The 23,120-nt window shown below is 72.8% G+C and carries 18 protein-coding genes; 12 read left to right on the top strand and 6 right to left on the bottom strand.

Annotation, left to right across the window (positions count from 1 at the left end; genetic code table 11):
• Nucleotides 1-101: 101 nt before the first annotated feature.
• Nucleotides 102-1,397, bottom strand: coding sequence for a phenylacetate--CoA ligase PaaK (gene paaK, locus ACZ5CW_RS05550; RefSeq protein ID WP_468598632.1), 1,296 nt, complete (start codon nucleotides 1,395-1,397; stop codon nucleotides 102-104).
• A gap of 218 nt (nucleotides 1,398-1,615) precedes the next feature.
• Here paaK and ACZ5CW_RS05545 point away from each other — a divergent pair, with 218 nt between their 5' ends.
• On the top strand, nucleotides 1,616-2,509 hold the full coding sequence (locus ACZ5CW_RS05545) for an alpha/beta fold hydrolase (RefSeq protein WP_468598631.1): 894 nt from the start codon (nucleotides 1,616-1,618) through the stop codon (nucleotides 2,507-2,509).
• Nucleotides 2,510-2,520: 11 nt separating this feature from the next.
• Nucleotides 2,521-3,225: an alpha/beta fold hydrolase gene (locus ACZ5CW_RS05540; RefSeq protein ID WP_468598629.1), complete on the top strand. Its 705-nt coding sequence runs from the start codon at nucleotides 2,521-2,523 to the stop codon at nucleotides 3,223-3,225.
• A 55-nt stretch (nucleotides 3,226-3,280) separates the two neighbouring features.
• Here ACZ5CW_RS05540 and ACZ5CW_RS05535 read toward each other — a convergent pair whose 3' ends face one another.
• Both ACZ5CW_RS05535 and ACZ5CW_RS05530 read right to left on the bottom strand, forming a co-directional pair.
• Nucleotides 3,281-5,035 (bottom strand): alkaline phosphatase family protein, encoded by a 1,755-nt coding sequence (locus ACZ5CW_RS05535; protein WP_468598627.1) that lies wholly within the window; start codon nucleotides 5,033-5,035, stop codon nucleotides 3,281-3,283.
• 262 nt (nucleotides 5,036-5,297) lie between these two features.
• On the bottom strand, nucleotides 5,298-6,914 hold the full coding sequence (locus ACZ5CW_RS05530; RefSeq protein ID WP_468598625.1) for an acyl-CoA synthetase: 1,617 nt from the start codon (nucleotides 6,912-6,914) through the stop codon (nucleotides 5,298-5,300).
• A 187-nt stretch (nucleotides 6,915-7,101) separates the two neighbouring features.
• Between ACZ5CW_RS05530 and ACZ5CW_RS05525 the strand changes: the two genes are divergently transcribed.
• The 9 genes from ACZ5CW_RS05525 (at nucleotide 7,102) to ACZ5CW_RS05485 (ending at nucleotide 16,143) form a co-directional block, all read left to right on the top strand.
• Nucleotides 7,102-7,902: a crotonase/enoyl-CoA hydratase family protein gene (locus ACZ5CW_RS05525; protein ID WP_468598623.1), complete on the top strand. Its 801-nt coding sequence runs from the start codon at nucleotides 7,102-7,104 to the stop codon at nucleotides 7,900-7,902.
• Between the two features lie 14 nt (nucleotides 7,903-7,916).
• Nucleotides 7,917-8,858, top strand: coding sequence for a Zn-ribbon domain-containing OB-fold protein (locus ACZ5CW_RS05520; RefSeq protein WP_468598621.1), 942 nt, complete (start codon nucleotides 7,917-7,919; stop codon nucleotides 8,856-8,858).
• Nucleotides 8,855-9,925, top strand: a complete 1,071-nt coding sequence (locus ACZ5CW_RS05515) for a thiolase domain-containing protein (RefSeq protein WP_468598619.1) — start codon at nucleotides 8,855-8,857, stop codon at nucleotides 9,923-9,925. The genes ACZ5CW_RS05520 and ACZ5CW_RS05515 overlap by 4 nt, the downstream gene beginning before the upstream one ends.
• Nucleotides 9,922-11,088, top strand: coding sequence for a thiolase domain-containing protein (locus ACZ5CW_RS05510; RefSeq protein ID WP_468598617.1), 1,167 nt, complete (start codon nucleotides 9,922-9,924; stop codon nucleotides 11,086-11,088). The genes ACZ5CW_RS05515 and ACZ5CW_RS05510 overlap by 4 nt, the downstream gene beginning before the upstream one ends.
• Before the next feature lie 82 nt (nucleotides 11,089-11,170).
• Nucleotides 11,171-11,413: a DUF397 domain-containing protein gene (locus tag ACZ5CW_RS05505; RefSeq protein WP_468598615.1), complete on the top strand. Its 243-nt coding sequence runs from the start codon at nucleotides 11,171-11,173 to the stop codon at nucleotides 11,411-11,413.
• A gap of 117 nt (nucleotides 11,414-11,530) precedes the next feature.
• Nucleotides 11,531-12,433, top strand: a complete 903-nt coding sequence (locus ACZ5CW_RS05500; RefSeq protein WP_468598613.1) for a universal stress protein — start codon at nucleotides 11,531-11,533, stop codon at nucleotides 12,431-12,433.
• 208 nt (nucleotides 12,434-12,641) lie between these two features.
• The gene (locus ACZ5CW_RS05495) at nucleotides 12,642-13,967 is read left to right on the top strand and encodes an extracellular catalytic domain type 1 short-chain-length polyhydroxyalkanoate depolymerase (RefSeq protein WP_468598611.1); all 1,326 of its coding nucleotides are present in this window, start codon (nucleotides 12,642-12,644) and stop codon (nucleotides 13,965-13,967) included.
• A 139-nt stretch (nucleotides 13,968-14,106) separates the two neighbouring features.
• Nucleotides 14,107-15,537 (top strand): 3-hydroxybutyrate oligomer hydrolase family protein, encoded by a 1,431-nt coding sequence (locus ACZ5CW_RS05490; protein ID WP_468598609.1) that lies wholly within the window; start codon nucleotides 14,107-14,109, stop codon nucleotides 15,535-15,537.
• A gap of 108 nt (nucleotides 15,538-15,645) precedes the next feature.
• Nucleotides 15,646-16,143 carry a hypothetical protein gene (locus ACZ5CW_RS05485; protein ID WP_468598607.1) on the top strand — a complete coding sequence of 166 codons (498 nt, stop codon included), beginning with the start codon at nucleotides 15,646-15,648 and terminating at the stop codon, nucleotides 16,141-16,143.
• A gap of 14 nt (nucleotides 16,144-16,157) precedes the next feature.
• Here the strand turns inward: ACZ5CW_RS05485 and ACZ5CW_RS05480 are convergent, their stop codons facing one another.
• Together ACZ5CW_RS05480 and ACZ5CW_RS05475 are read right to left on the bottom strand one after the other, a co-directional pair.
• The gene (locus tag ACZ5CW_RS05480; protein WP_468598605.1) at nucleotides 16,158-18,128 is read right to left on the bottom strand and encodes an N-acetylmuramoyl-L-alanine amidase; all 1,971 of its coding nucleotides are present in this window, start codon (nucleotides 18,126-18,128) and stop codon (nucleotides 16,158-16,160) included.
• Nucleotides 18,129-18,439: 311 nt separating this feature from the next.
• Nucleotides 18,440-19,585, bottom strand: a complete 1,146-nt coding sequence (locus ACZ5CW_RS05475; protein ID WP_468598604.1) for an aminoglycoside phosphotransferase family protein — start codon at nucleotides 19,583-19,585, stop codon at nucleotides 18,440-18,442.
• Between the two features lie 289 nt (nucleotides 19,586-19,874).
• Between ACZ5CW_RS05475 and ACZ5CW_RS05470 the strand changes: the two genes are divergently transcribed.
• Nucleotides 19,875-21,368, top strand: a complete 1,494-nt coding sequence (locus ACZ5CW_RS05470) for a DNA-binding protein NsdB (RefSeq protein WP_468598602.1) — start codon at nucleotides 19,875-19,877, stop codon at nucleotides 21,366-21,368.
• Nucleotides 21,369-21,411: 43 nt separating this feature from the next.
• On the opposite strand, the gene ACZ5CW_RS05465 is transcribed toward ACZ5CW_RS05470, so the two are convergent.
• Nucleotides 21,412-22,842, bottom strand: a complete 1,431-nt coding sequence (locus ACZ5CW_RS05465) for a PP2C family protein-serine/threonine phosphatase (RefSeq protein WP_468598601.1) — start codon at nucleotides 22,840-22,842, stop codon at nucleotides 21,412-21,414.
• Between the last annotated feature and the right edge of the window lie 278 nt (nucleotides 22,843-23,120).

Here is a 23,120-nt window from a genome sequence, read left to right as displayed (position 1 = left end):
GGGTCCGGAGTATAGATCCCCTGCGACGTTTCGAGGTACGTCGATACGACCGCCCCGTGGCCCTGCGGCGCAGGGCCTCTCCCGGTCCTCGCCGGCCGGCGCTAACGCCGACGCAGGTCCACGATCCGGCGGATCTTGCCCACCGAGCGCTCCAGCGACTCCGGCTCCACGATCTCCACGTCGACGGAGACGCCGATGCCGTCCTTCACGGCCGCGACGATGGACCGGGCCGCTTCCTGCCGTACCTCCCAGGTCGCGCCCGGGCGGGCCTCGGCCCGGACGGTCAGCGCGTCCAGGCGGCCCTCCCGGGTCAGGCGCAGCTGGAAGTGCGGCGCCACCCCGGGCGTGCGCAGCACGATCTCCTCGATCTGGGTGGGGAACAGGTTGACCCCGCGCAGGATCACCATGTCGTCGCTGCGGCCGGTGATCTTCTCCATCCGCCGGAACACCCGGGCCGTGCCGGGCAGCAGCCGGGTCAGGTCCCGGGTCCGGTACCGGACGACCGGCATGGCCTCCTTGGTCAGCGAGGTGAACACCAGCTCGCCCCGCTCGCCCTCCGGCAGCACCTCACCCGTGATCGGATCCACCACCTCCGGATAGAAGTGGTCCTCCCACACATGGAGGCCGTCCTTGGTCTCCACGCACTCCTGGGCCACACCGGGACCGATCACCTCGGACAGCCCGTAGATGTCGACGGCGTCGATCGCGAAGCGCTCCTCGATCTCGCGGCGCATCTGCTCGGTCCAGGGCTCGGCCCCGAAGACGCCCACCCGCAGCGAGGTGCCGCGCGGGTCCACGCCCTGCCGTTCGAACTCGTCCAGCAGGGTGAGCATGTAGGAGGGGGTCACCATGATGACGGACGGCTGGAGATCCCGGATCAGCTGCACCTGCCGGGCCGTCATGCCACCGGAGGCCGGGACGACCGTACAGCCCAGGCGCTCGGCACCATAGTGGGCGCCCAGGCCACCGGTGAACAGTCCGTAGCCGTACGCCACATGGACGATGTCACCGGGCCGCCCGCCGGCCGCACGGACCGACCGCGCCACCATGTCGGCCCACATGGAGAGGTCGTTGTCCGTGTAGCCGACCACCGTGGGGCGTCCCGTGGTGCCGCTGGAGGCGTGCAGCCGGCGGATGCGCTCGCGGGGCACGGCGAACATGCCGTACGGGTAGTTCTCCCGCAGGTCGGCCTTGGTCGTGAACGGGAAGTGGGCCAGATCCGCGAGCGAGCGGCAGTCCTCCGGGCGGACGCCGGCCTTGTCGAACGACTCCCGGTAGAACGGCACGTGGTCGTAGGCGTGCCGCAGCGAGGCACGCAGCCGCTCCAGCTGAAGCGCCCGCAGCTCCTCGGGCCCGAGCCGCTCTCCCGCATCGAGCAGATCCGTCGCATCCGCCATCGAGCCGTCTCCCTCGCCGTCCGCACAATTCGGACGACCGATCATTCGGTCGCTCTGTTCGGGGCCAGTAATTCAGGCCAGGCGGCTCCAGGCAAGAGGGCGGCGGAGATTTTCCGTGCGGGGTGCCCCGCTACCCCCGGGGAACCGAGGCGGCGACGCCCGGGCCGTGTGCGGAAAGGCCTTGCGCACCGGCGGGGCCGGCGCCCATGATCACCCCCATGCCGACCTTCACCGCGGCCGACGGCACTCGGCTCGCCTACCACCTGCGGGGTGAGGGCGAGACGCTCGCCGTACTGCCCGGCGGGCCCATGCGCGCCTCCGGCTATCTCGGGGATCTGGGCGGGCTCGGCGCGCACCGCCGGCTGGCCCTGCTCGACCTGCGAGGCACCGGTGACTCCGCGGCGCCGGCCGACCCGGCGACGTACCGCTGCGACCGGATGGTCCAGGACGTGGAGCTGTGGCGTGCCCACATGGGGATGGAGCACATGGATCTGCTCGCCCACTCGGCGGGCGCAGCCCTGGCGATGCTCTACGCGGCCCGCCACCCGCACCGGGTACGGCGACTCGTGCTGATCACTCCCAACCCGTCGGCCCTCGGCATGCGGGCGACGCCCGAGGACCGGCTCGCCGCGGCCGGACTGCGCACGCGGGAGCCGTGGTTCGACGACGCGTTCCCGGCCTTCCGGGCCTGGCTCGCGCAGGAAGCCGACTTCGACGACGTGTTCCTGCCGTTCTTCTACGGTCGCTGGGACGACACCGCCCGGGCGCACGCGGACGCCGAACCGGAGCAGACCAACGACGAGGCGGGGGAGCGCTACTTCGGCGACGGGGCGTTCACCCCGGATGCCACCCGTGCCGCCCTCGCCGCCCTGACCGCCCCGGTCCTGGTGTACGCGGGCGAACTCGACGGCGGCCCGCGCCCCGACCTCGCCCGCCGCGCCGCGCGGGCCTTCCCGAACGCCGACTTCGCCGTCCAGCCCGGTGCCGGCCACTACCCGTGGCTGGACGACCCGGAGTGGTTCCTGGGCCGTACGCGTGCCTTTCTCGACCGGCCCGCGGGTACCGCTCCGCCGTCGGCGGATCAGGCCGCCCCGGCCGGACCGGTCGGCTAAGCGTGCCGGGCATGGACACCTCAGCCCCGCACGTCGTCGAGGCGAACGGAATCACCCTGGCCTGCCGCAGCTGGGGGCCGGCGGACGCCCCGCCGGTGCTGCTGCTGCACTGCCGGGGCGCCGACGGCGCGGACTGGACCCGGATCGCCGAGCGGCTCGCGGCACCACCCCGCCCGCGCCGGGTGTACGCCCCGGACCTGCGCGGCCACGGACGCAGCGACTGGCCCGGGGACTACGCGGCCGAGACGATGAGCGAGGACGTCCGGGCCCTGCTGGCCGCTCTCGGTCTCGCCGGCGCCGACGTCGTGGGGCACTCCCTGGGCGGCCTCGTCGCGTATCTGCTGGCCCAGCGCCACCCGGCGACCGTACGCCGCCTGGTGCTGGAGGACGTGTGCGCTCCGGTGCCGCTGGACCCGCCCCGGCCACCCGCCGAACGGCCCGACGGCGAGCTGCCGTTCGACTGGGCGATGGTGCGGGCCACCGATCAGGAGCGCAATGCGCCCGATCCCGTGTGGTGGGAGCACATGGACCGGATCACCATGCCCACGCTCGTCATCGGCGGGGGTCCCTCGAGCCTCGTCCCGCAGGACCAGGTCGCCCAGCTGGCCGAGCTGATCCCCGGCGCCCGGCTGGTGACCGTCGACGCCGGGCACCTGGTCCACGAGACCCGGCCGGAGGAGTTCCTCGCCGTGGTGGAGGAGTTCCTCGACGGGTGAGCGCCGGTGAGCGCCGGGCAGCGACGTGAGCGCCGACGGACCGCGGTGGCCGTGGTCAGCCCGGCTGCGGCCCGTACGCCCGCAGGAACCGGTCCCGGAACGCGCTCATCGGCCAGACCGGGGCGTTCGCGGCCGGCTTCAGCCCCTCCGTCCAGCCCCAGCCGGAGACCCGGTCCAGCACCTTCGGATCGTGGGCGACGATCGTCACGGGCACGTCCGTGCGGGGGCTGCCCGCGGTGACGGCCGGGATGGGCTGGTGGTCGCCCAGGAAGACCAGGACCGTGTTCTCGTTGCCGTACCGCTGCAGGAACCCGAGGAGGCTGCGCAGCGCGTACGCGACGGCGTCACGGTACGCGGCGCGCACGCTCCGGGGGTCCTGCCAGACCTCCTCCTGGTCCCTGGCCTCGCGCTTGACCCGGCGGAAGACCGAGCCGTCGCCCAGCTCCGCCCGGTCGACCAGGCGGGGGACGGGCGCCCAGGGATGGTGGCTGGAGGTGAGGACGATCTCCGCCATCAGCGGGCCCCGGCCGCGTCTGCCGAACTCCAGGCGCCGGAAGGTCTCCAGGCTGAACTGGTCCGGCACCCGCGACCAGCCGAAGACCGGACCCCGGTAGCCGAGGCGGGTGGCGTCGTAGACGTGGTCCAGGCCGAAGAACCCGCCCTCCGGCCAGGCCCGGTGGATCCCCGGCACGATGCCGACCGTCCGCCAGGCGCCGGTCCTGCGGAAGGAGCCGGTGAGGGTGGTCCGGTCGCTGGAGGTGAGGGTGCGGAACCGCTGCGGGTTGCTGATCCACAGGCCGGACAGGAAGGTCGAGTGGGCCAGCCAGCTGCCCCCGCCCGTCACCGGCGAGCGCAGCCAGCCGCTGCGCGCCCCGAATCCCGCCGCGCGGAGAGCCGCGGAGCCTTCCTCGAGGACCGCGCCGACGCGCGGGGCCATCATCGGGTCCTCGATCGCCGAACGCCCGTAACTCTCCACGAAGGTGAACAGCACGTCCTTGCCGCGCAGACCGGTCAGCAACCGCTCGGGCGGGGTGTGCGCGAAGGCGTCGGCGGCGGCCTGGCGGCGGAAGAGCCGCGCGTCCGCGAGGGACGCGCGGACCTGCGGGACCCGCCGGCCGACGAGGTCCGCGTCGACCGTGGCGGCGACGGGCAGGCCGCCGCAGCGCAGGCCGAGCGTGACGCAGGTGATCCAGGCGGTGCCCAGCACCAGGGTGACGCGGACGGCCCCGGGGCGGTGCCGGGTCATCAGGGAGGTGAGCCGGAGCGTGGCGGCCGGGGCCAGGACGAGGAGCGCGAGCGCGAGGAGCAGGGCACCGGAGAGGGCGAGCAGCTCGCGGGCCCGGCCGGACGTGTCCCGCAGACAGTCCGCGGCGTTCTCCAGCAGACCCCAGTCCAGCACCGGGTCGAACGGGCGGAAGAGCACCGCATGGAAGCCCATGTCCAGGCACTTGAGCAGGGCGAGCAGCCCGATCAGCAGGCCGGTGACCACCGCTGTGACGCGCCGCGCCCGGGGCGGCAGCACGAGCAGCGCGGCGGCGAGCACGATGCCCTCGGCCGGGAGGCGCAGGAACGCCACGGGGGTGAGACGGTCGAGACGGTCCGGGAGCAGCAGCGCGGCCAGGAGAAGGGCGGAGGCGAGGACGGTCGTGCCCGCACTCGGCAACCGTGCGACACCGGCGCGCCGGCGCCACCGCCCGAACGGGCCGGGCGCGGAGCCCGCCCCTGTGGTGCGGTCACGGCTCCCGGTCCCGGCGCGGCCGGTGTCCGCCTCTTCGCTGTCCGGCAGGTGTCCAGGCGTGAGGTACGGCACCCGCTGGTCCTTCCGTGCGTGGCCCTGGGCGGGGGCGACGGGCGGGGCGCGGAGTGGCTCCCCGCTTCCTCGCCACCCGGACGGTCGACCGCCACCGTCCGTGCACGGACGGTGGCGGCTGTGCGCACAGAGTAGTTCTCCGAGGTCATCGCCGGGACGGGACACCCCGCGCCCCTCCGGTGGATCCCCACCTGCCGGTGATCCCCGACCTGCCGCCGGCCCCTGCCTGCCGGTCGTACCCCGCCTGCCGGTCGCGCCCGGCCTAGCGCTGGGCCGCCGCCACCGCCGTCTCCCGTGCCCACCGGTAGTCGGCCTTGCCGCTCGGAGACCGCCGGACGGCGTCCGTGATCACCAGCTGGCGGGGGATCTTGTAACCGGCCAGCCGGGTACGGCAGTGGCTCTGGATGTCGGCCAGCGACGGACGCGGCGCTCCCTCCCGCAACTGCACCACGGCCGCCACATGATTGCCCCACCTGGTGTCCGGCACGCCCGCGACCAGCGCGTCGTACACGTCCGGATGCGCCTTGAGCGCCTGCTCGACCTCCTCGGGGTAGACCTTCTCGCCTCCGGTGTTGATGCACTGGGAGCCCCGGCCGAGGACGGTGACCACACCGTCCTCGTCGACCGTCGCCATGTCGCCCAGCAGCACCCAGCGCTGCCCGTCCCGCTCGAAGAAGGTCTCGGCGGTCTTGCGCGGGTCGTTGTAGTACCCGAGCGGGACATGGCCGCACTGCGCCACCCGGCCGATCTCACCGACGCCGACCGGCTCGTGCGTCGCCGGATCCACCACTCGCGTACGGGAGTTGACGCGGATGCGGAAGCCGCGCTCGGGCCCGGAGTCGTCGGTCGCCGTCCCGTTGAAACCGGACTCGGAGGAGCCGAAGTTGTTCAGCAGCATCGCGTTCGGCACCAGCGCGCGGAACTGCCCGCGCACCGTCTCCGACATGATCGCGCCGGACGAGGAGACGCTGAACAGGGCCGAGCAGTCGGTGCCCTTCATCGGCCCGTTCAGCGCGTCGATCAGCGGCCGGAGCATCGCGTCGCCGACCAGCGACATACTGGTGACCTTCTCCCGCTCGACGGTCCGCAGCACCTCCTCCGGGACGAACTTGCGGTGCAGCACGACACGTTGTCCGAAGTGGAAGCCGATGAACGCGGTCAGGGTCGAGGTGCCGTGCATCAGCGGGGGAGTGGGGAAGAAGGTGATCCCGGAGCCGCCCGCAGCGACCCGCTCGGCCAGTTCCTCCGGCGCCCTCACCGGTTCCCCGGTCGGCGCCCCGCCCCCCAGCCCGGCGAAGAAGAGATCCTCCTGACGCCACATCACGCCCTTGGGCATGCCCGTCGTGCCGCCGGTGTAGATGATGAACTGGTCGTCCCCCGACCGTGCCGGGAAGCCGCGCCCGGGCGACCCGGCGGCCTCCGCGTCCGCGAACGGCACCGCCCCGGGCACCCCCACCGGCCCCGCGCCCACCCGCAGCAGACGCCGTAGCCCCGGCGTGCGCGGCAGCGCCCCCGCCACCCGGTCCTCGAACTCCGCGTCGTAGACCAGCGCGACCAGGTCGGCGTCCCGGTAGAGGTACACCAACTCGTCTTCCACGTAACGGTAGTTGACGTTGACCGGGACGACCCTGGCCTTCAGGCACCCCAGGACCGTCTGCAGGTACTCGACCCCGTTGTACAGGTGGAGTCCGAGGTGCTCACCGGGGCGTACGCCGCCGTCGATCAGGTGGTGCGCGATGCGGTTGGCGGCGGCGTCCAGCTCGGCGTACGTCAGCCGGCGCTCCCCGCCCGTGCCGGGGTGGTCGAGGTACACGAGCGCCTCGCGGTCCGGGACCACGTCGACGACCGACTCGAACAGATCGGCAAGGTTGTACTCCACCGCTCCTCCTGACCCCGGCGGTCCGGACGACGAAAGGCGCATCGGCCGGTTCGCCGGTCATCAGAGCAAAGCGGACGGCAACTGGGAAGGGCCCGCGACAATAAATCTGACTAGGTGTCAGGAAACCCTTGAAGTGCCCCCTCGCCTCCTGCAACCTGTTCTCGTTCTTACCGAGGGGAGATGACCCATGGGTGGGACGGAACACCTCACCGTGCAGCGCGAGGGTGCCACGCTGGTGCTCACGCTCAACAGACCCGACGCCAGGAACGCGCTCTCGCTCCCGATGCTCGTCGGCCTCTACGACGGCTGGCTCGAGGCCGACGCGGACGACGAGATCCGCTCGGTCGTGCTCACCGGGGCCGGCAGCGCCTTCTGTGCCGGAATGGACCTCAAGGCGCTGGCCGGGAACGGCATGCAGGGGGAGCACCACCGCGCCCGGCTCAAGGCCGACCCCGACCTGCACTGGAAGGCGATGCTGCGCCACCACCGCCCGCGCAAACCGGTGATCGCCGCCGTCGAGGGCCACTGCGTCGCGGGCGGCACCGAGATCCTCCAGGGCACCGACATCCGGGTGGCGGGCGAGTCCGCGACCTTCGGCCTGTTCGAGGTCAGGCGCGGCCTGTTCCCGATCGGCGGCTCCACCGTCCGGCTGCAACGCCAGATCCCGCGCACCCACGCCCTGGAGATGCTGCTGACCGGCCGGCCGTACAGCGCCCGGGAGGCCGCCGGCATCGGCCTCATCGGCCATGTCGTGCCCGACGGCACCGCGCTCGCCAAGGCGCTGGAGATCGCCGAACAGATCAACGCCTGCGGTCCGCTCGCCGTCGAGGCCGTCAAGGCGTCCGTGTACGAGACCGCCGAGATGACGGAGACCGACGGACTCGCCACCGAACTCATCCGCGGCTGGCCGGTCTTCGACACCGCCGACGCCAAGGAGGGCGCCCGCGCGTTCGTGGAGAAACGGCCCCCCGTCTACAAGCGCGCCTGACCCGAGGAGCTGCCATGCCCGAAGTACTCAAAGCGCCACTCGTCGTCGAATTCCCCTTCACCCGCTCCCTCGGACCCGTCCAGAGCGCCTTCCTCACCGGCCTGCGCGAGGGCGTCGTCCTCGGCGTGAAGACCACCGACGGCCGCACCCTCGTCCCGCCCGTCGAGTACGACCCCGTCACCGCCGACGAGATCCGCGACCTGGTGGAGGTCGCCCGCACCGGCACGGTCACCACCTGGGCCTGGAACCACGCCCCCCGCCGCGGCCAGCCCCTGGCCACCCCCTTCGCCTGGGTCCTGGTCCGGCTCGACGGCGCCGACACCGCCCTGCTGCACGCCCTCGACGCCCCCGGACCCGACGCCGTGCACACCGGCATGCGGGTGCGCATCCGCTGGGCCGCGGACCGCACCGGCGCCATCACCGACATCGCCTGCTTCGAGCCGTACGACGGCGAACCGGAGGAACCGGGCGGCCACACCGGCGCGTTCGACAACCCCCTCACCGGGATCGTCGCCCCCGCCCGCCTCGACTACAGCTACTCGCCCGGCCGCGCCCAGTCCGCCTATATCGACGCCCTCTGCGCGCAGCGGACCGTCGGCGAGCGCTGCCCCTCGTGCCGCAAGGTGTACGTGCCGCCGAGGGGTGCGTGTCCCACATGTGGCCTCGCCACACACGAACAGGTCGAAGTGGGACCCCGAGGCACGGTCACCACCTTCTGCATCGTCAACATCAAAGCGAAGAACCTCGACATCGAGGTGCCGTACGTCTACGCGCACATCGCCCTCGACGGCGCCGACCTCGCCCTCCACGCCCGGATCGGCGGCATCCCCTACGACCGGGTCCGCATGGGCCTGCGCGTGGAGCCGGTGTGGACCGAGGGCGCCCGCTACCCGGACCACTACCGGCCCACCGGCGAGCCCGACGCGGACTACGAGACGTACAAGGAGCTGCTGTGACCCGCGAGAAAGCCCCCGCCCCCCGGGACATCGCCGTCGTCGCCTTCGCCCAGACCGACCACCGGCGCTCCACCGAGGAGTCCTCCGAGGTCGAGATGCTCATGCCGGTCCTGCACGAGGTCCTCGCACAGACCGGCCTCAGGGCCGCCGACATCGGCTTCACCTGCTCCGGCTCCAGCGACTACCTCGCCGGCCGCGCCTTCTCCTTCACCCTCGCCCTCGACGGCGTCGGCGCCTGGCCGCCGATCTCCGAGTCGCACGTCGAGATGGACGGCGCCTGGGCGCTGTACGAAGCCTGGACCAAGCTCCTGACCGGGGACGCCGACACCGCGCTCGTGTACTCCTACGGCAAGTGCTCACCCGGCTCGGTGCGGGACGTGCTGACCCGCCAGCTCGACCCGTACTACGTGGCCCCCCTGTGGCCCGACGCCATAGCCCTCGCCGCCCTCCAGGCGCAGGCCCTCATCGACGCCGGCGACACCGACGAGGCCGCGCTCGCCGCCGTCGGCGCACGCAGCCGGGCCGACGCCCGCACCAACCCGCACGCCCAGCTCAGGGGCACGGTCGCACAGGGCGACCACCGCGTCCGCCCGCTGCGCACCGGCGACTGCCCGCCCATCGGCGACGGTGCCGCCGCGGTGATCCTCGCGGCGGGGGAGCGGGCCCGTGAACTGTGCGAGCGGCCCGCCTGGATCCGGGGTATCGACCACCGCATCGAGGCCCACGCACTCGGCGTGCGCGACCTCACCGACTCGCCCTCCGCCCGGCTGGCCGCCGAACGGGCCGGAGCCTTCGAACGCCCCGTGGACACGGCCGAGTTGCACGCCCCGTTCAGCTCGCAGGAGGTGATCCTGCGCAAGGCCCTCCGCCTCGACGACGACGTGCGCGTCAACCCCTCCGGCGGGGCGCTCGCCGCCAACCCGGTGATGGCCGCCGGGCTCATCCGCATCGGCGAGGCCGCCGCCCGCATCCACCGCGGCGCGTCCGACCGTGCCCTCGCCCACGCCACCTCAGGGCCCTGCCTGCAGCAGAACCTGGTCGCCGTACTCGAAGGGGATCCACGATGAGCAAGGAGCCCGTGGCCGTCACAGGGATCGGCCAGACCAAGCACGTGGCCGCACGCCGGGACGTGTCGATCGCCGGACTGGTCCGCGAGGCCGCCCGACGCGCCCTGGCCGACGCAGAGTTGTCGTGGGCCGACATCGACGCCGTCGTCATCGGCAAGGCACCCGACTTCTTCGAGGGCGTGATGATGCCCGAGCTGTACCTCGCCGACGCGCTCGGCGCGGTCGGCAAGCCCATGCTGCGGGTGCACACCGCCGGCTCCGTCGGCGGCTCGACCGCGCTCGTCGCCGCGAACCTGGTCGCCGCCCGCGTCCACGGCACGGTCCTCACCCTCGCCTTCGAAAAGCAGTCCGAGTCCAACGCCATGTGGGGCCTGTCCCTGCCGATTCCCTTCCAGCAGCCCCTGCTCGCCGGGGCGGGCGGCTTCTTCGCCCCCCATGTGCGCGCCTACATGCGGCGCAGCGGCGCCCCCGACACCGTCGGCTCCCTCGTCGCCTACAAGGACCGGCGCAACGCCCTGAAGAACCCCTACGCCCATCTGCACGAGCACGACATCACCCTGGAGAAGGTCCAGGCCTCGCCCATGTTGTGGGACCCCATCCGCTACTCCGAGACCTGCCCGTCCTCCGACGGTGCCTGCGCCATGGTCCTCACCGACCGGGCCGGCGCCGCCCGCGCGCCCCGGCCGCCCGCCTGGCTGCTCGGCGGCGCCATGCGCAGCGAACCGACCCTCTTCGCGGGCAAGGACTTCGTCTCCCCGCAGGCCGGCAAGGACTGCGCCGCCGACGTCTACCGGCAGGCCGGCATCGCCGACCCGCGCCGCGACATCGACGCCGTCGAGATGTACGTGCCCTTCTCCTGGTACGAACCCATGTGGCTGGAGAACCTGGGATTCGCCGAGGAGGGCGAGGGCTGGAAGCTCACGGAGTCCGGGGTCACCGAACTGGACGGGGATCTGCCCGTCAACATGTCGGGTGGCGTGCTGTCCACCAACCCCATCGGCGCCTCGGGCATGATCCGCTTCGCCGAGGCCGCCCTCCAGGTACGCGGACAGGCCGGAGAACACCAGGTGGAGGGGGCCCGCAGGGTGCTCGGACACGCCTACGGCGGCGGCTCGCAGTTCTTCTCCATGTGGCTCGTGGGGTCCGCGCCCCCCGAATCCTGAAAGGTCCTTCCCACGTGGCCTGTCGGCTGTCGTGAGCGGTCGCTAGGCTGACCGCGGACGACGAACCGGGAGGAGCACGGACGTGGCCGAGAGCACCATCCAGCAGCAGCCGCTCACGGGCTGGGACAAGCCGGAGCTGGATCTCAGCAAGGCCGATTGGCAGTCCAGCAGCCGAGGTCAGGGGGATGTCCAGATCGCCTTCGTCGAAGGCTTCATCGCCATGCGCAACAGCGGCCGTCCGGAGAGCCCTTCCCTGATCTTCACCCCCGCGGAATGGGGCGCCTTCGTCTCCGGCGCGAGGGAGGGCGAGTTCGACCTGACCTGAGCGAGGGGTGTTCCGACCGGTTTTCCGGACACGCGACCAGCAGCGCCCCGAGCGGGCCGAGCCTGAGCGAGGCTGGCCCGAGCAAGGGGAAGGTCGTGTTGCCGGAGGTGAGGAAGGATGAGCACTGCGCCGGTCATCGCCGCGGTCGACGGTTCCGAGGACAGCATGCGGGCCCTGGAGTGGGCCCTGGCCACCGCCCGCCGCCGCGCGGCACCCCTGCGGGTGGTGCACGTACGGCAGTACGCCGCCTGGGGCCAGGCCGACGTCCTGGTCGCCGGACCGCCCGACGCGGAAGGCGATCCCGTGCTCGACGAGGTGCGGACCCGGCTCACGGGCCGCGCCGGGGAGCCGGCCGTGGAGTACGTCGCCCTGGAGGGTGTACCGGGCGCCGTACTGCCCGAACTGGGCACGGACGCCCAGCTGTTGGTCCTCGGCTCGCGGGGCCGCGGCGGCTTCGCGAGCCTGCTGCTCGGCTCCAACGGCCTGGCCACCGCCCGGGACGCCGAGTGCCCGGTGGTCGTCGTACCCCCGCCCGGCCGCGAGGTGCACGGCGACGGACCCGCCGAGCCCGGGCCCCGGGTGGTCGTCGGGCTGCACGCCGACAGCCCCGACGAGGCCGTCCTCGCCTTCGCGTTCACCGAGGCAGCTCTGCGCGACGCCCGGGTCCAGGTGATCGCCGCCTACCCGTGGCCGGTGCAGACGTGGTCCGCCCCCGGCCAGCTGGTGCCGCCCCCGGTCGACCGGGACGCCGTCGAGCACGAGATCCACACCCTCGCCGAGGGCTTCCTCGCCCCGCACCGCAAGCGGCACCCCGAGGTCCGCGCCGACGCCGCGGCGCTGCCCGGCGACGCGGCCGGCCACCTCGTAGCCGCCTCCAGGGGCGCCGAGCTGGTCGTCGTCGGGCGGCACCGGCGGCGGCTGCTCGTCCCGGCCCGCATGATGGGCTCGGTCACCCAGGCCGTGCTGCTGCACGCGGCGAGCCCGATCGCGGTGGTGCCACCGGGACCGCCGGAGGGGTGAGGCCGGTGCGTGGAGGCGGACCCGGCGTAGCAGACCGCACACCGCCCCGCAATCCGTCCGGTGCGGACTGACGCCCCGACGGCTGTGGTGCGCGGCGCCATGGTGCCCGGACACGCCCGAACCTACGGTTCCGCCACACCCGGCGCTCCAGGCGCCGCCCCTGCGCGGGAGCGGCCGGGACACGTGTGCCCACCCAAGGAGCCGCCCCATGTCACTGCCCCCGTTCAGGAAGCCGCCCGGAGCGCGCCGCGGGCCGGTCGCCGGAGCCGACGCCCAGGGACCTTTGCCCCGCCACGCCCAAGGACCTGCGCCCCGCCGCCGGTACCGCGTCCTGCCCCGCCTCCTGGCCGTCGTCGCCGTCGTCCTCGGGACCGCGCTCGCCGGTCCCGTGCCCGCCGCCCAGGCGTCCGTCACCCTCACCGAGGTCACCGGCTTCGGGTCCAACCCGGGCGCCCTGACCATGTACGTCTACCGTCCCGCGTCCCTGTCGGCGAACCCACCGGTGGTGGTCGCCCTGCACGGATGCACCCAGAGCGCCCAGGCCTACGCGGACAACTCCGGGCTGCCGCAACTCGCCGACACCGACGGCTTCCTGCTGGTGCTCGCCGAGACCACCACCGCCAACAACCCGACCAGGTGCTTCAACTGGTTCCAGGCCGGCGACAACCGGCGCGACCAGGGCGAAGCCCTCTCCGTGCGGCAGATGGCCGGCCACGCCGTCACCACCTACGGCGCCGACCCCCGACGGGTCTACGTCACCGGCCTGTCCGCGGGCGGCGCCATGACGTCGGTCATGCTCGCCACCTACCCCGACGTCTTCTCCGCCGGCGCGGTCGTCGCCGGCCTGCCCTACGACTGCACCAAGGACAACAGCCCCTACACCTGCATGAACCCCGGCGTCGACCTGAACCCGGCCCAGTGGGCCCAACGGGTCCGCGACGCCTTCCCGTCCTACACCGGACCCTGGCCGCGCACGGCCGTCTGGTACGGCGACCAGGACACCACCGTCGTACCGCGCAACGCCACCGAGCTGCGCGACCAGTGGACGGCCCTGCACGGCCTGTCCCAGACCCCCACCCGCACGACGACCATCGGGCCGGACGCCACCCGGCAGGAGCAGTACCTGGCCGCCGACGGCACGGTCGCCGTCGAGGTCGACCGCGTCCCGGGCATCGGCCACGGCACCCCCGTCGACCCGGGCACCGGCAGCGAGCAGTGCGGCAGCACCGGCGCCCCGTACTTCCTCGACTCGATCTGCTCCAGCCGCTGGATCGCCCGGTTCTTCGGCCTGGACACCTCCGACCCCGGCGGCTCCGACCCGGGCGGCTCCGACCCAGGGGGCGGAGGCACCGCGTCCTGCTGGACGGCGAGCAACTACGCCCATGTCCAAGCGGGACGGGCCACCACCAGCGGCGGCTACACCTACGCGAGCGGCTCCCACCAGAACATGGGTCTGTACAACACGTTCGTCACCCACACCCTGAAGGAGTCGCCCACCGGCTACTACACCCTCGCCGACAGCGGCTGCCCCTGACAGAAGGTCAGCAGGAGGAACCAGCCGCCATGGTGGCCGGCAACGCTGTAGGGGTCGCCATCATGGCGGCCCCACACATGTCCGGCCCCCTCACAGCGCCCTAACCTCCAGCGCGTCCCCAACCCGCCGGAGGTACCGCATGCTTCCCCACCGCACGTCACCGACCGGGCGGCCGGCACGGCGCGCCGCGCTCGGCGCCCTGTCGCTCGCCGCCGCCTGCTCCCTGCTGGTCACCCCGGCGACGGCGGCGCCCACGGCCTCCGAGGCACCCGCCGCGCACTGCGCCGGGCGGACCCAGCTGCGGGTGCCGGGCGCCGCCCACCAGCAGGCCGACTGCCTGGACGAGCTGACCACCGCCGGGACCGTGGCCTCCGGGCACACCGACCCCGCCGACTACGCGGGTCTCACCCCCAAGGACCTGCCCACGCCCAGCGGCGTCCCCGGAATCCAGATCGACGGCTACTTCCCGGACACCTCCACCACCAACACCGACCACGGCTGGAACCACGACTCCCAGTTCGTCCTCCGGCTGCCCGACCACTGGAACGGCGGACTGGTGGTCGCCGGCACCCCGGGCAACCGCGAGCAGTACGCGAACGACCGGGCCATCGCCGACTGGGTGCTCGCCCGCGGCTACGCCTACGCGGCCACGGACAAGGGCAACACCGGCACCGCCTTCCACCGCGACGGCCGGCGACCCGGTGACGCCATCGCCGAATGGAACACCCGCCTCACCCAGCTCACCCGCGCCGCCCGCACCGTGGTCGCGCAGCGCTACCACCGGCCCCCCTACCGCACCCTCGTGACCGGGATGTCCAACGGCGGCTACCTGGTGCGCTGGCAACTGGAGAACCACCCCGAGCTGTACGACGGCGGAGTCGACTGGGAAGGCACCCTCTGGCGCTCCGACGGCCCCAACCTGTTCACCTTCCTGCCCACCGCGCTGCGCCACTACCCCGCGTACGCCGCCGGCGGCCCCGGAGCCGCCGAAGCCCGGACAGCCCTGCACCGGGCGGGCTTCCCGGCCGGCTCCGAGTTCCTGTGGCCGTACCACCACCAGGTCTACTGGGACCTCACCCAGCGCGTCTACCGCGAGGAACTCGACCCCGGATACGACGGCACCACCGAGGCGGGCACCCCGTACTGCGCCTCCGGCACCCCCGGCTGCGACGCCGACTACGACTACCTGTCCCGCCCCGCCGCCGTCCACCGCGCCGTCGGCCGCATCGCCCTCACCGGACGCATCGGCAAACCCCTGATCACCCTGCAGGGCACCCTGGACGTGCTGCTCCCGATCAGTGAGGACTCCGACGTCTACGCGCGCATGGTCCACGCGGCCGGGCGCGGCGGGCTGCTGCGCTACTACCGCATCGAGGACGGCACGCACACCGACTCCCTGGTCGACGCCTTCCCCGGCCGGCTCCGCCCGATGGTGCCCTGCCACCGCTCGGCGTTCACGGCACTGGAACGGTGGATCTCCGGACACGGACGGCCGCCCGCCGGTCACACGGTCGCCCGCCCGGCCGGCGCGGACCCGGGCACGCTGCTCGACAGCTGCCCCCTGGGCTAGGGGGGCTTCGTTCGGATCAGCCCGGGCCCGCGCCGTACGCCCGCGCCCGGGTGCGCCGCCCGGCGCCCGCAGGTCACCCACCCGAGCCCGGGCACGTACCATGGCCGCATGTCGTTCCTCCGCCGCCGCAGCGCCACCCCTGCCGGACCCGACTTCGACGTGCTGGCCATGGACCCGGGCGACTGGCCGGGCAACCTCGGCGCGGGCCTGCTGCCCGCCCCCGACGGCACCTGCCAGGGTGTCTTCCTGCGCTACGACCTCTTCGGCGGCCGCGGCCCCGCCATGATCATCGGCAATCTGCCGGAGGGCTCCCCGGCCCGCGAGGTCGCCGAGGGAGAGATCCCCTTCGAGGTGGGCCAGCTCCTGCTGGCGCTGGAGAACGACGAGGAGATCACCGTCGTCGAGACCGAGGACACGCCGGTCCTCCAGGGCGACAACCTCCTCATCGTGCGGCGTCTGAAGCTCTCCGAGAGCCGGATCTCCTGTGTGCAGTTCGACCGCAGCGACGGCGTCCTCGTGACGATCGCCGCCTGGGACCGCCCCATCACCGACGACCTGTACGCCCTGCTGAAGCCGCTCCCGGCGGAGCTTTTCCAGCAGGGCTGAGACACCGGCCGCCGCTAGCGGGCCGAGCCTTCGAGCGTCACGTCCGCCGCCCGGACGAACCCGATCCGGTGACCGTACTGGATCTCGTAGTACAGGTCCTCGCCCACCACGACCCGGTGCGAGTCGGGGGTGAAGGTGACCGCGTAGTAGTACTCGCCCGGTACCTCGTCACCGACCACGTACTTCTGCCCGGCCGGGATCGTGTACGGCAGCGGCACCACCGACTGGGCGGGGACGCCCGCCGGGTAGGCCTCCTTCTCCGGGTAGGCGCGGCCGTACACCGGGACGCTCGCCAGGCCTGCCTTCGGGGTCACCACGAGCCCCCTCGCGGGCACCGCCGTCGGCTCCTTGCGCGGGTTCTCGAACCAGGCCTTCTGCCCCAGGTACCAGATGGCCGTCCAGCCGCCCCAGCGGTCGGCGACCGCGTACTGCTGGCCGGTGGACACCCGTGACGACAGGTCGTTCACCCCGTTGGTCGGGTCCGTCTTCAGACCGATGTCCTTGATCAGCGGCGCGTTCACATCGTGGTCGGAGTACAGCCGCACCTCGCTGGAACCGTGCGCCGTGCAGGGCTCGCCCTTGGCGGTGCAGCCCGTGTAGACGGGCCGGTTCGCGGCGTAGTCCGGAAGGATCGTCACCAGCCCGGCCTTCTTGCCGGCCGTGCGCTTGAAGGGGTGGCCCAGCAGCTGGAAGTAGTGCCGCCAGTCCCAGTACGGACCCGGGTCCGTGTGCATCCCGGGAATGGTGGACGTGGTCGGTCCGGGCACGTTGTCGTGGCCCAGGATGTGCTGCCGGTCCAGCGGGACGCCGTACCGGCCGGCCAGGTACCGCACCTGCCGCGCCGAGGACCGGTACATCGCCTCCGTGTACCAGGCGTCCGGATCGGCGAGGAAACCCTCGTGCTCGATGCCGATCGACCGGGCGTTGACGTCCCAGTTGCCGGCGTGCCAGGCCACGTCCTTCGCCTTGACGTGCTGGGCGATCAGGCCGTCGGTGGAGCGGATGGTGTAGTTCCAGGACACATAGGTCGGGTCCTGGACCAGGTTGAGCACCCCGTCCCAGGTGCCCTCCGTGTCATGGATGACGATGTACTTGATGCGCTGCGAGGCCGGGCGGTCGCCCAGGTCGTGGTTGCCGTAGTCGTTGTCCCCGAACTCCGCGTACGGCGCCGGGACCGACTCGCAGGACACCGACCTCGGGCACTCGGTGCCGTCCGTGGGGAGGGTGCGCAGACCGGCGCGCTCGAGCTGGGCGGTGTCGGCGGTCAGATTCGGCTGGGCGGCCAGGGCCACCAGTTGGCCGTCGTCGGTGGTGCGTTCCTCGCCGGTGCGCAGCACGTCGTAGACGTCGTCGGCGTAGGCCGCGGCGGTCGCGGTGTCGTCGGCGCCGGAGAACCGGGCCACCGCGCCGTACCAGTCGGCCGGGTCGGTGCTCAGCGGCTCGCCCAGGTCCTTCTGCGCGGCGGCGAGCAGGGCGGCACCGCCGGCCACGTTCGCCGCCGGATCGGTACGCAGCCGCTCGGCCGGGATGCCGGTCAGCTCCGCCGCCTTCGGCAGCGTCTGCAGGCGGGCCGGGACCGCGGATGCGGCCGGCTCCTCGACGGCGGGGTGCAGGGCGGCGCGGGCGCCGTCGCCCCGGGCGTCCTCCGCGCCCTCGGCGAAGTGCTCCGTGGCGGCGAGCGCCGTCCGGGCGTCGGTCAGGTGCATCGGGCCGTAGCCGCCGGTCACGCTGGGCGCGCCGCCGTGCCGGTCCCAGCGGGACTGCAGATAGGAGACGGCCAGCAGGACACTCTGCGGCACGTGGTGTTCGGCCGCGGCGGTGGCGAACGCGTGCTGCAACCGGGTGGTGGAGGAGTCGGTGGAACCGTGCGCGGGGACCGCGCCGAGCAGTGGCAGCAGCAGGGCCGCGGAGGCGAGCGGGCCGACGGTGCGCCGGAGATGTCTGTGGCCGGGGGCGGACGTGGGGTCGGTGGCGGAACCTCGCAATGCGGCCTCCTGTGACGGGCGGGCGTGGCGGGGCGTGCGGCGCCGAGCTGGGTCAGTGGTACCGGCTTGCCGACGATCCGTCAATGATGCCTTCACGGCGGTGATTTCCCACGTCACGGAGGGTTTTCGGCGAGTTTCGCGGCGGCGGTGCGCGGGCCTGCGGAGCGTCACTGGCATACACCAGTGGACAGGGCGGCCGCACGCATGCGGGGCAAGGCCGACGGACGCGGGCACGGGGTCCGAAGGCCGGGTACACACGAAGGCCCGCGGTGCGCCGCCGCTCTGGGCGCACCGCGGAGCCGTCGTCCCCGTCAGCGAGTGCCGACCGCCGCGCGCACGGCCTTGCGGGCCATCTGGCAGTCGTCGTGCAGCCGCCTGAGCAGCAGCCGCTGTTCCTCGCCGGACGGCGCAGCACCCGGGTGGGCCGCACCCGGTGCCGCCGGGGCCGTGTCGTGCATCGAACGCTGCACGGCCGTCTCGTACGTCCGGATCTCCCGGGTGAGCAGGAGCATCAGGTTCACCAGGAAGGCGTCCCGGGAGGCCGGGCCCGCCGACTGGGCGATCTGGCTGATCTGCCGCCGGGCCACCGGCGCGTCCCCGAGCACCAGCCACAGTGTCGCCAGGTCGTACCCCGGCAGATACCAGCCCGCGTGCTCCCAGTCCACCAGCACTGGACCGGCCGGTGAGAGCAGGATGTTCGAGAGCAGGGCATCGCCGTGGCAGAACTGGAGCATGCCGTGCCGGCCCACCTCATGAGCGATGCCGTGCAGCAGCTTCTGCAGGTCCCCCAGGTCCCGGTCGGTGAGCAGGCCCAGCTCGTGGTACCGGGAGATCCGGGCGGCGTAGTCCAGCGGCATGTCGAAGGTGCCGGCCGGGGGGCGCCAGGCGTTCAGCCGGCAGATCGCACCCAGCGCGGTCCGGACGTCCGCGCGGGGCGGGGCCTCCGACGGATGCCGCTGCAGCGCCGCCACGCGGCCCGGCATCCGCTCGACGACCAGGGTGCAGTTGTCCGGGTCCGCCGCGATCAGTCTCGGCACGCGGACCGGGGGCCGGTGCCGGACGAACGAGCGGTATGCGGCTATTTCGTGGCGGATCCGCTCCGCCCAGGCGGGCGAGTGGTCCAGGAGACACTTGGCGACGGCCGTGCTGCGCCCTGTCGTCCCGACGAGCAGGACGGACCGTCCGCTGCGCCGCAGCACCTGCACCGGAGCGAACTCCGGACAGATCCGGTGCACCGACGCGATCGCGGTGCGGAGCTGCGCGCCCTGGGGGCCGGACAGGTCCAGTCTCCCGCTGAGCGGTTGGGTACCGGATTGACCCGGCACCCGCCGGAGCCGGCCTGTGCCGAGCACGGGCGCGCCCGGCCGCGCCACCGGGTCGAGGTACGGCCCGCCACCCGCGGGGCGGGGGCGAAGTGGCCGGGGCGGGGCGGACACGGAGGACGATGCTGCGTACATGGGAGATACAGGTCCCTTCGTGTGCCTGCAGTGCCTGCCTGTGCGTCTCACGCGCAACCCGGCCCGGTCGCCCGGGTACACCCTGGGGAATGTGCCCGGCGGATGCCGTCAACTGCCGTCCCGCGCCCTCGTGTCGAGGGCTGCGACCGGGTCGGGGTGGCGCGTTCCTACCTGACACCCGATGCCCAGTGGCACACCATCTGGCGGACCCTGGCGAACCGTGGCGAATAGTCGCCCGGCAACCTCCAGCGGGCTACTGTCAACTCAGCCGAGAACCTGGGGGCTTGATGTGAGCGGACAACCCAACACCCGCCTTGCGGACCTGTTCGGCCTGGCCGGCTGGTCGAAGGGCGAACTCGCGAGACTGGTCAACCGGCAGGCGGCGGCCATGGGCCACCCCCAGCTGGCGACCGACACCTCCCGGGTGCGGCGGTGGATCGACACGGGCGAGGTCCCGCGTGATCCCGTGCCGCGGGTGCTGGCGGCTCTGTTCACCGAGCGTCTCGGCCGTGTCGTGACCATCGAGGACCTCGGTCTGGTACGGCACGGGCGTGCGGGGAAACGGCAGGGCGACGGGATCGAGGAACATCCCGACGGAGTGCCGTGGCCGCCCGAACGGACCGCCGCGGTCCTCACCGAATTCACGGGAATGGACCTCATGCTCAACCGACGCGGCTTGGTGGGCGCGGGTGCCGCGCTCGCCGCGGGATCCACACTCAGCAGCGCCATGTACGACTGGCTGCACACCGACCCGGCCCTCAAGGCCGACGCCCCTGTTCTCGACAACCCTCTGCACGCCGACCCCGCCGGGTTCGACCGCTACGAGGCCGCCCCCATCGGATCGCAGGAGATCGAGGAGCTGGAGCGCTCGGTCGAGGTGTTCCGCGCCTGGGACGCGGCCCGTGGCGGCGGCCTGCAGCGCAAGGCGGTCGTGGGCCAGCTGAACGAGGTGGGCGGCATGCTCGCCTACCACCACCCACCCCATCTCCAGCGGCGCCTGTGGGGCGTCGCCGCCAACCTCGCCGTCCTCGCGGGCTGGATGTCGCACGACGTCGGCCTGGAGCCCACGGCGCAGAAGTACTTCGTCATCGCCGCCCACGCCGCCCGTGAGGGCGGTGACCGGCCCCGGGCCGGCGAGGCGCTGTCCCGGGCGGCCCGGCAGATGGTGCACCTCGGCCGGCCGGACGACGCGCTGGACCTGATGAAGCTCGCCCAGTCCGGAGCCGGCGACCGCCTGCAGCCGCGCACGAAGGCGATGTTCCACACCATCGAGGCCTGGGCGCAGGCGTCGATGGGCAAGGGCCAGGCGATGCGCCGCACGCTCGGCCGGGCGGAGGACCTCTTCGTCTCCGACCGGCAGGACGTGGAACCGCCGGACTGGATGCAGACCTTCAAGGACGAGGACCTGTACGGCATGCAGGCCCTGGCCTACCGCACGCTGGCGGAGTTCGACCCGAGCGCGGCCGCGCACGCCCAGCACTATGCGGAGAAGGCCCTCGCCCTGCGCGTGGACGGACGCGAGCGGTCGAAGATCTTCGACCATCTGTCCATGGCGTCGGCCTGCTTCATCGCCGACGACCCCGAACAGGCCGACCGCTACGCACGGCTCGCCCTGATGTCGATGGGGTCGAACTCCTCCCGTCGCACCTGGGACCGGCTGCGCCAGATGTACCGGCTCACCGCGGAGTACGCCGGATACCCGAGGATCCACGAACTGCGGGAGGAGATCAGACTCGTCCTGCCCAAGCCGAGGGCCAGGGGCGACAACAGCGCACAGGCCTAGGAGCCTGTGCGCAGGGTCATCCGGGTAGGTCAGCGAGGTCGGTTCACGATGTGACCCTGGCGACGAGTACGCACGCGTCGTCCTCGCGCCCGGATCCGCCGAACTCCTCCACCACCGTCCGCACACAGTCCTGCGCGGTGCGCGCCGCGTCGAACCGTGGGGCGAGGTCGAGCAGTCCGTCCACGGCCGTCGAGCCACTGTGTCCCGAGGACAGTCCGTCGGTGTACAGCAGGAGGAGGTCGTCCGGCTGAAGGGTCACTTCGGCCTGCCCGTAGACGGCGCCCGAGGTGGCACCGAGCAGGACGCCGTCCGGCGCGTTCAGCCTGCGCCCCGTCCCGTCGCGGTACAGCAGCGGGGCGGGGTGTCCGGCCTGTGCCCAGAGCAGGGTGCGGGTCTCGGGCCGGTAGCGGCAGCAGACGGCGCTGCCCAGGGCGGGCTGCACGGTGGCGTCCAGTAACTGGTTGATCATGGCGAGCAGTTGGCCGGGTGCCGTGCCGGCCATCGCCATGCCGCGTACGGCACCGAGCAGCATCGCCATGCCCGAGGCGACGGCCACGCCCTGCCCGGTGAGGTCGCCGACGCTGAGCAGGGTCTGCCCGTCGGGCAGCTCCAGCGCGTCGTACCAGTCCCCGCCGATGAGCGTGCCCGTCGTCGCCGGCAGGTGGTGGGCGGCGAGGTCCAGAACCGGCGGCCGCTGGTGCGGGAGCCGCAGGGAGCCGCGCCATGGCGGTAGCACGGCCTCCTGCAGCTCGGCCGCGATCCGGTGCTCGGTCTGCTCCTGCCGGCGCCGGTGCTGCAGCGAGTCACGGGTCTCGCGCACCGTCCGCTGGCTGCGGCGCAGTTCGCTGACGTCCCGCAGCACCGCCCACATCGAGGCGGTGCCGCCGTCGGCGCCGAGCACGGGCTCGCCCATCATGTGCACGGTCCGCAGGGAGGAGTCGGCGCGCAGGACGCGGAACTCCCCGTCGATCGGCTTGCCGTCGACCAGGCAGTCCGTCACCATCGCGGTCAGTTTCGGCCGGTCCTCCTCCAGGACCAGGGAGGGCAGTTCGTCCAGGGTGAGGGCGGGGTCGGCCGGGTCGCGGCCGAGGATCTGGTACAGCTCCCCGGACCACGTGGCCTCGTCCGTCAGCAGGTTCCACTCCGCGCTGCCGACGCGGCTGAGCAGCGATCCCCGCGGAGTGCCGACGGGGGACGGCCGGGCGGCCGGGGCGTCGGCGGACTCCTCCGGGGCGGGCTCCGGGCCGTCCCGCAGCTGCGCCAAGTGGGTGTCCAGATCCTCCAGTTGATGCAGTGCGAGGTCGCACAGAGCGCGCTGCCAGCGTTCCTCGGGGTCCGAACCGTCGTTCCCGGTGTCCCGCCGCACGGCGTCCACGTCGCCCTTGAGTCGCCGCGCCTGCGTGATCAACGCCTCGACCGAGCCACGCCCTGGCGGCTGGGCGGCTGAGCGGTCCGCGGAGACTGGGGACGGCATGACGCACTCCGATGGGGACGATACGGCCAAGGGGGACGGGGGACCGTTACGACTGTCGCACAGCCCGCGACGCCCCGTAAGGGATTTGGCAACACACGATACGGTGGTGCTTCCGGCATATGCCAGAGTCTTCCCGGAGTGATCCTCGGGTACGGATGACGTACGCGTCTGCGGATACAAGTCGTAGGAATTCTACGGGAGTTGGGGCATGTCGACGGCTCCGGCACGGCGCTCAATCGCGTGTTCGACGCTCGCGTGTTCCATGACGTGTTCGACTG

The sequence above is a fragment of the Streptomyces sp. NPDC031379 genome (assembly GCF_055569615.1).
Note: the sequence above shows the minus strand (reverse complement) of the source record. Positions and strands in the feature narration are given on the sequence as shown.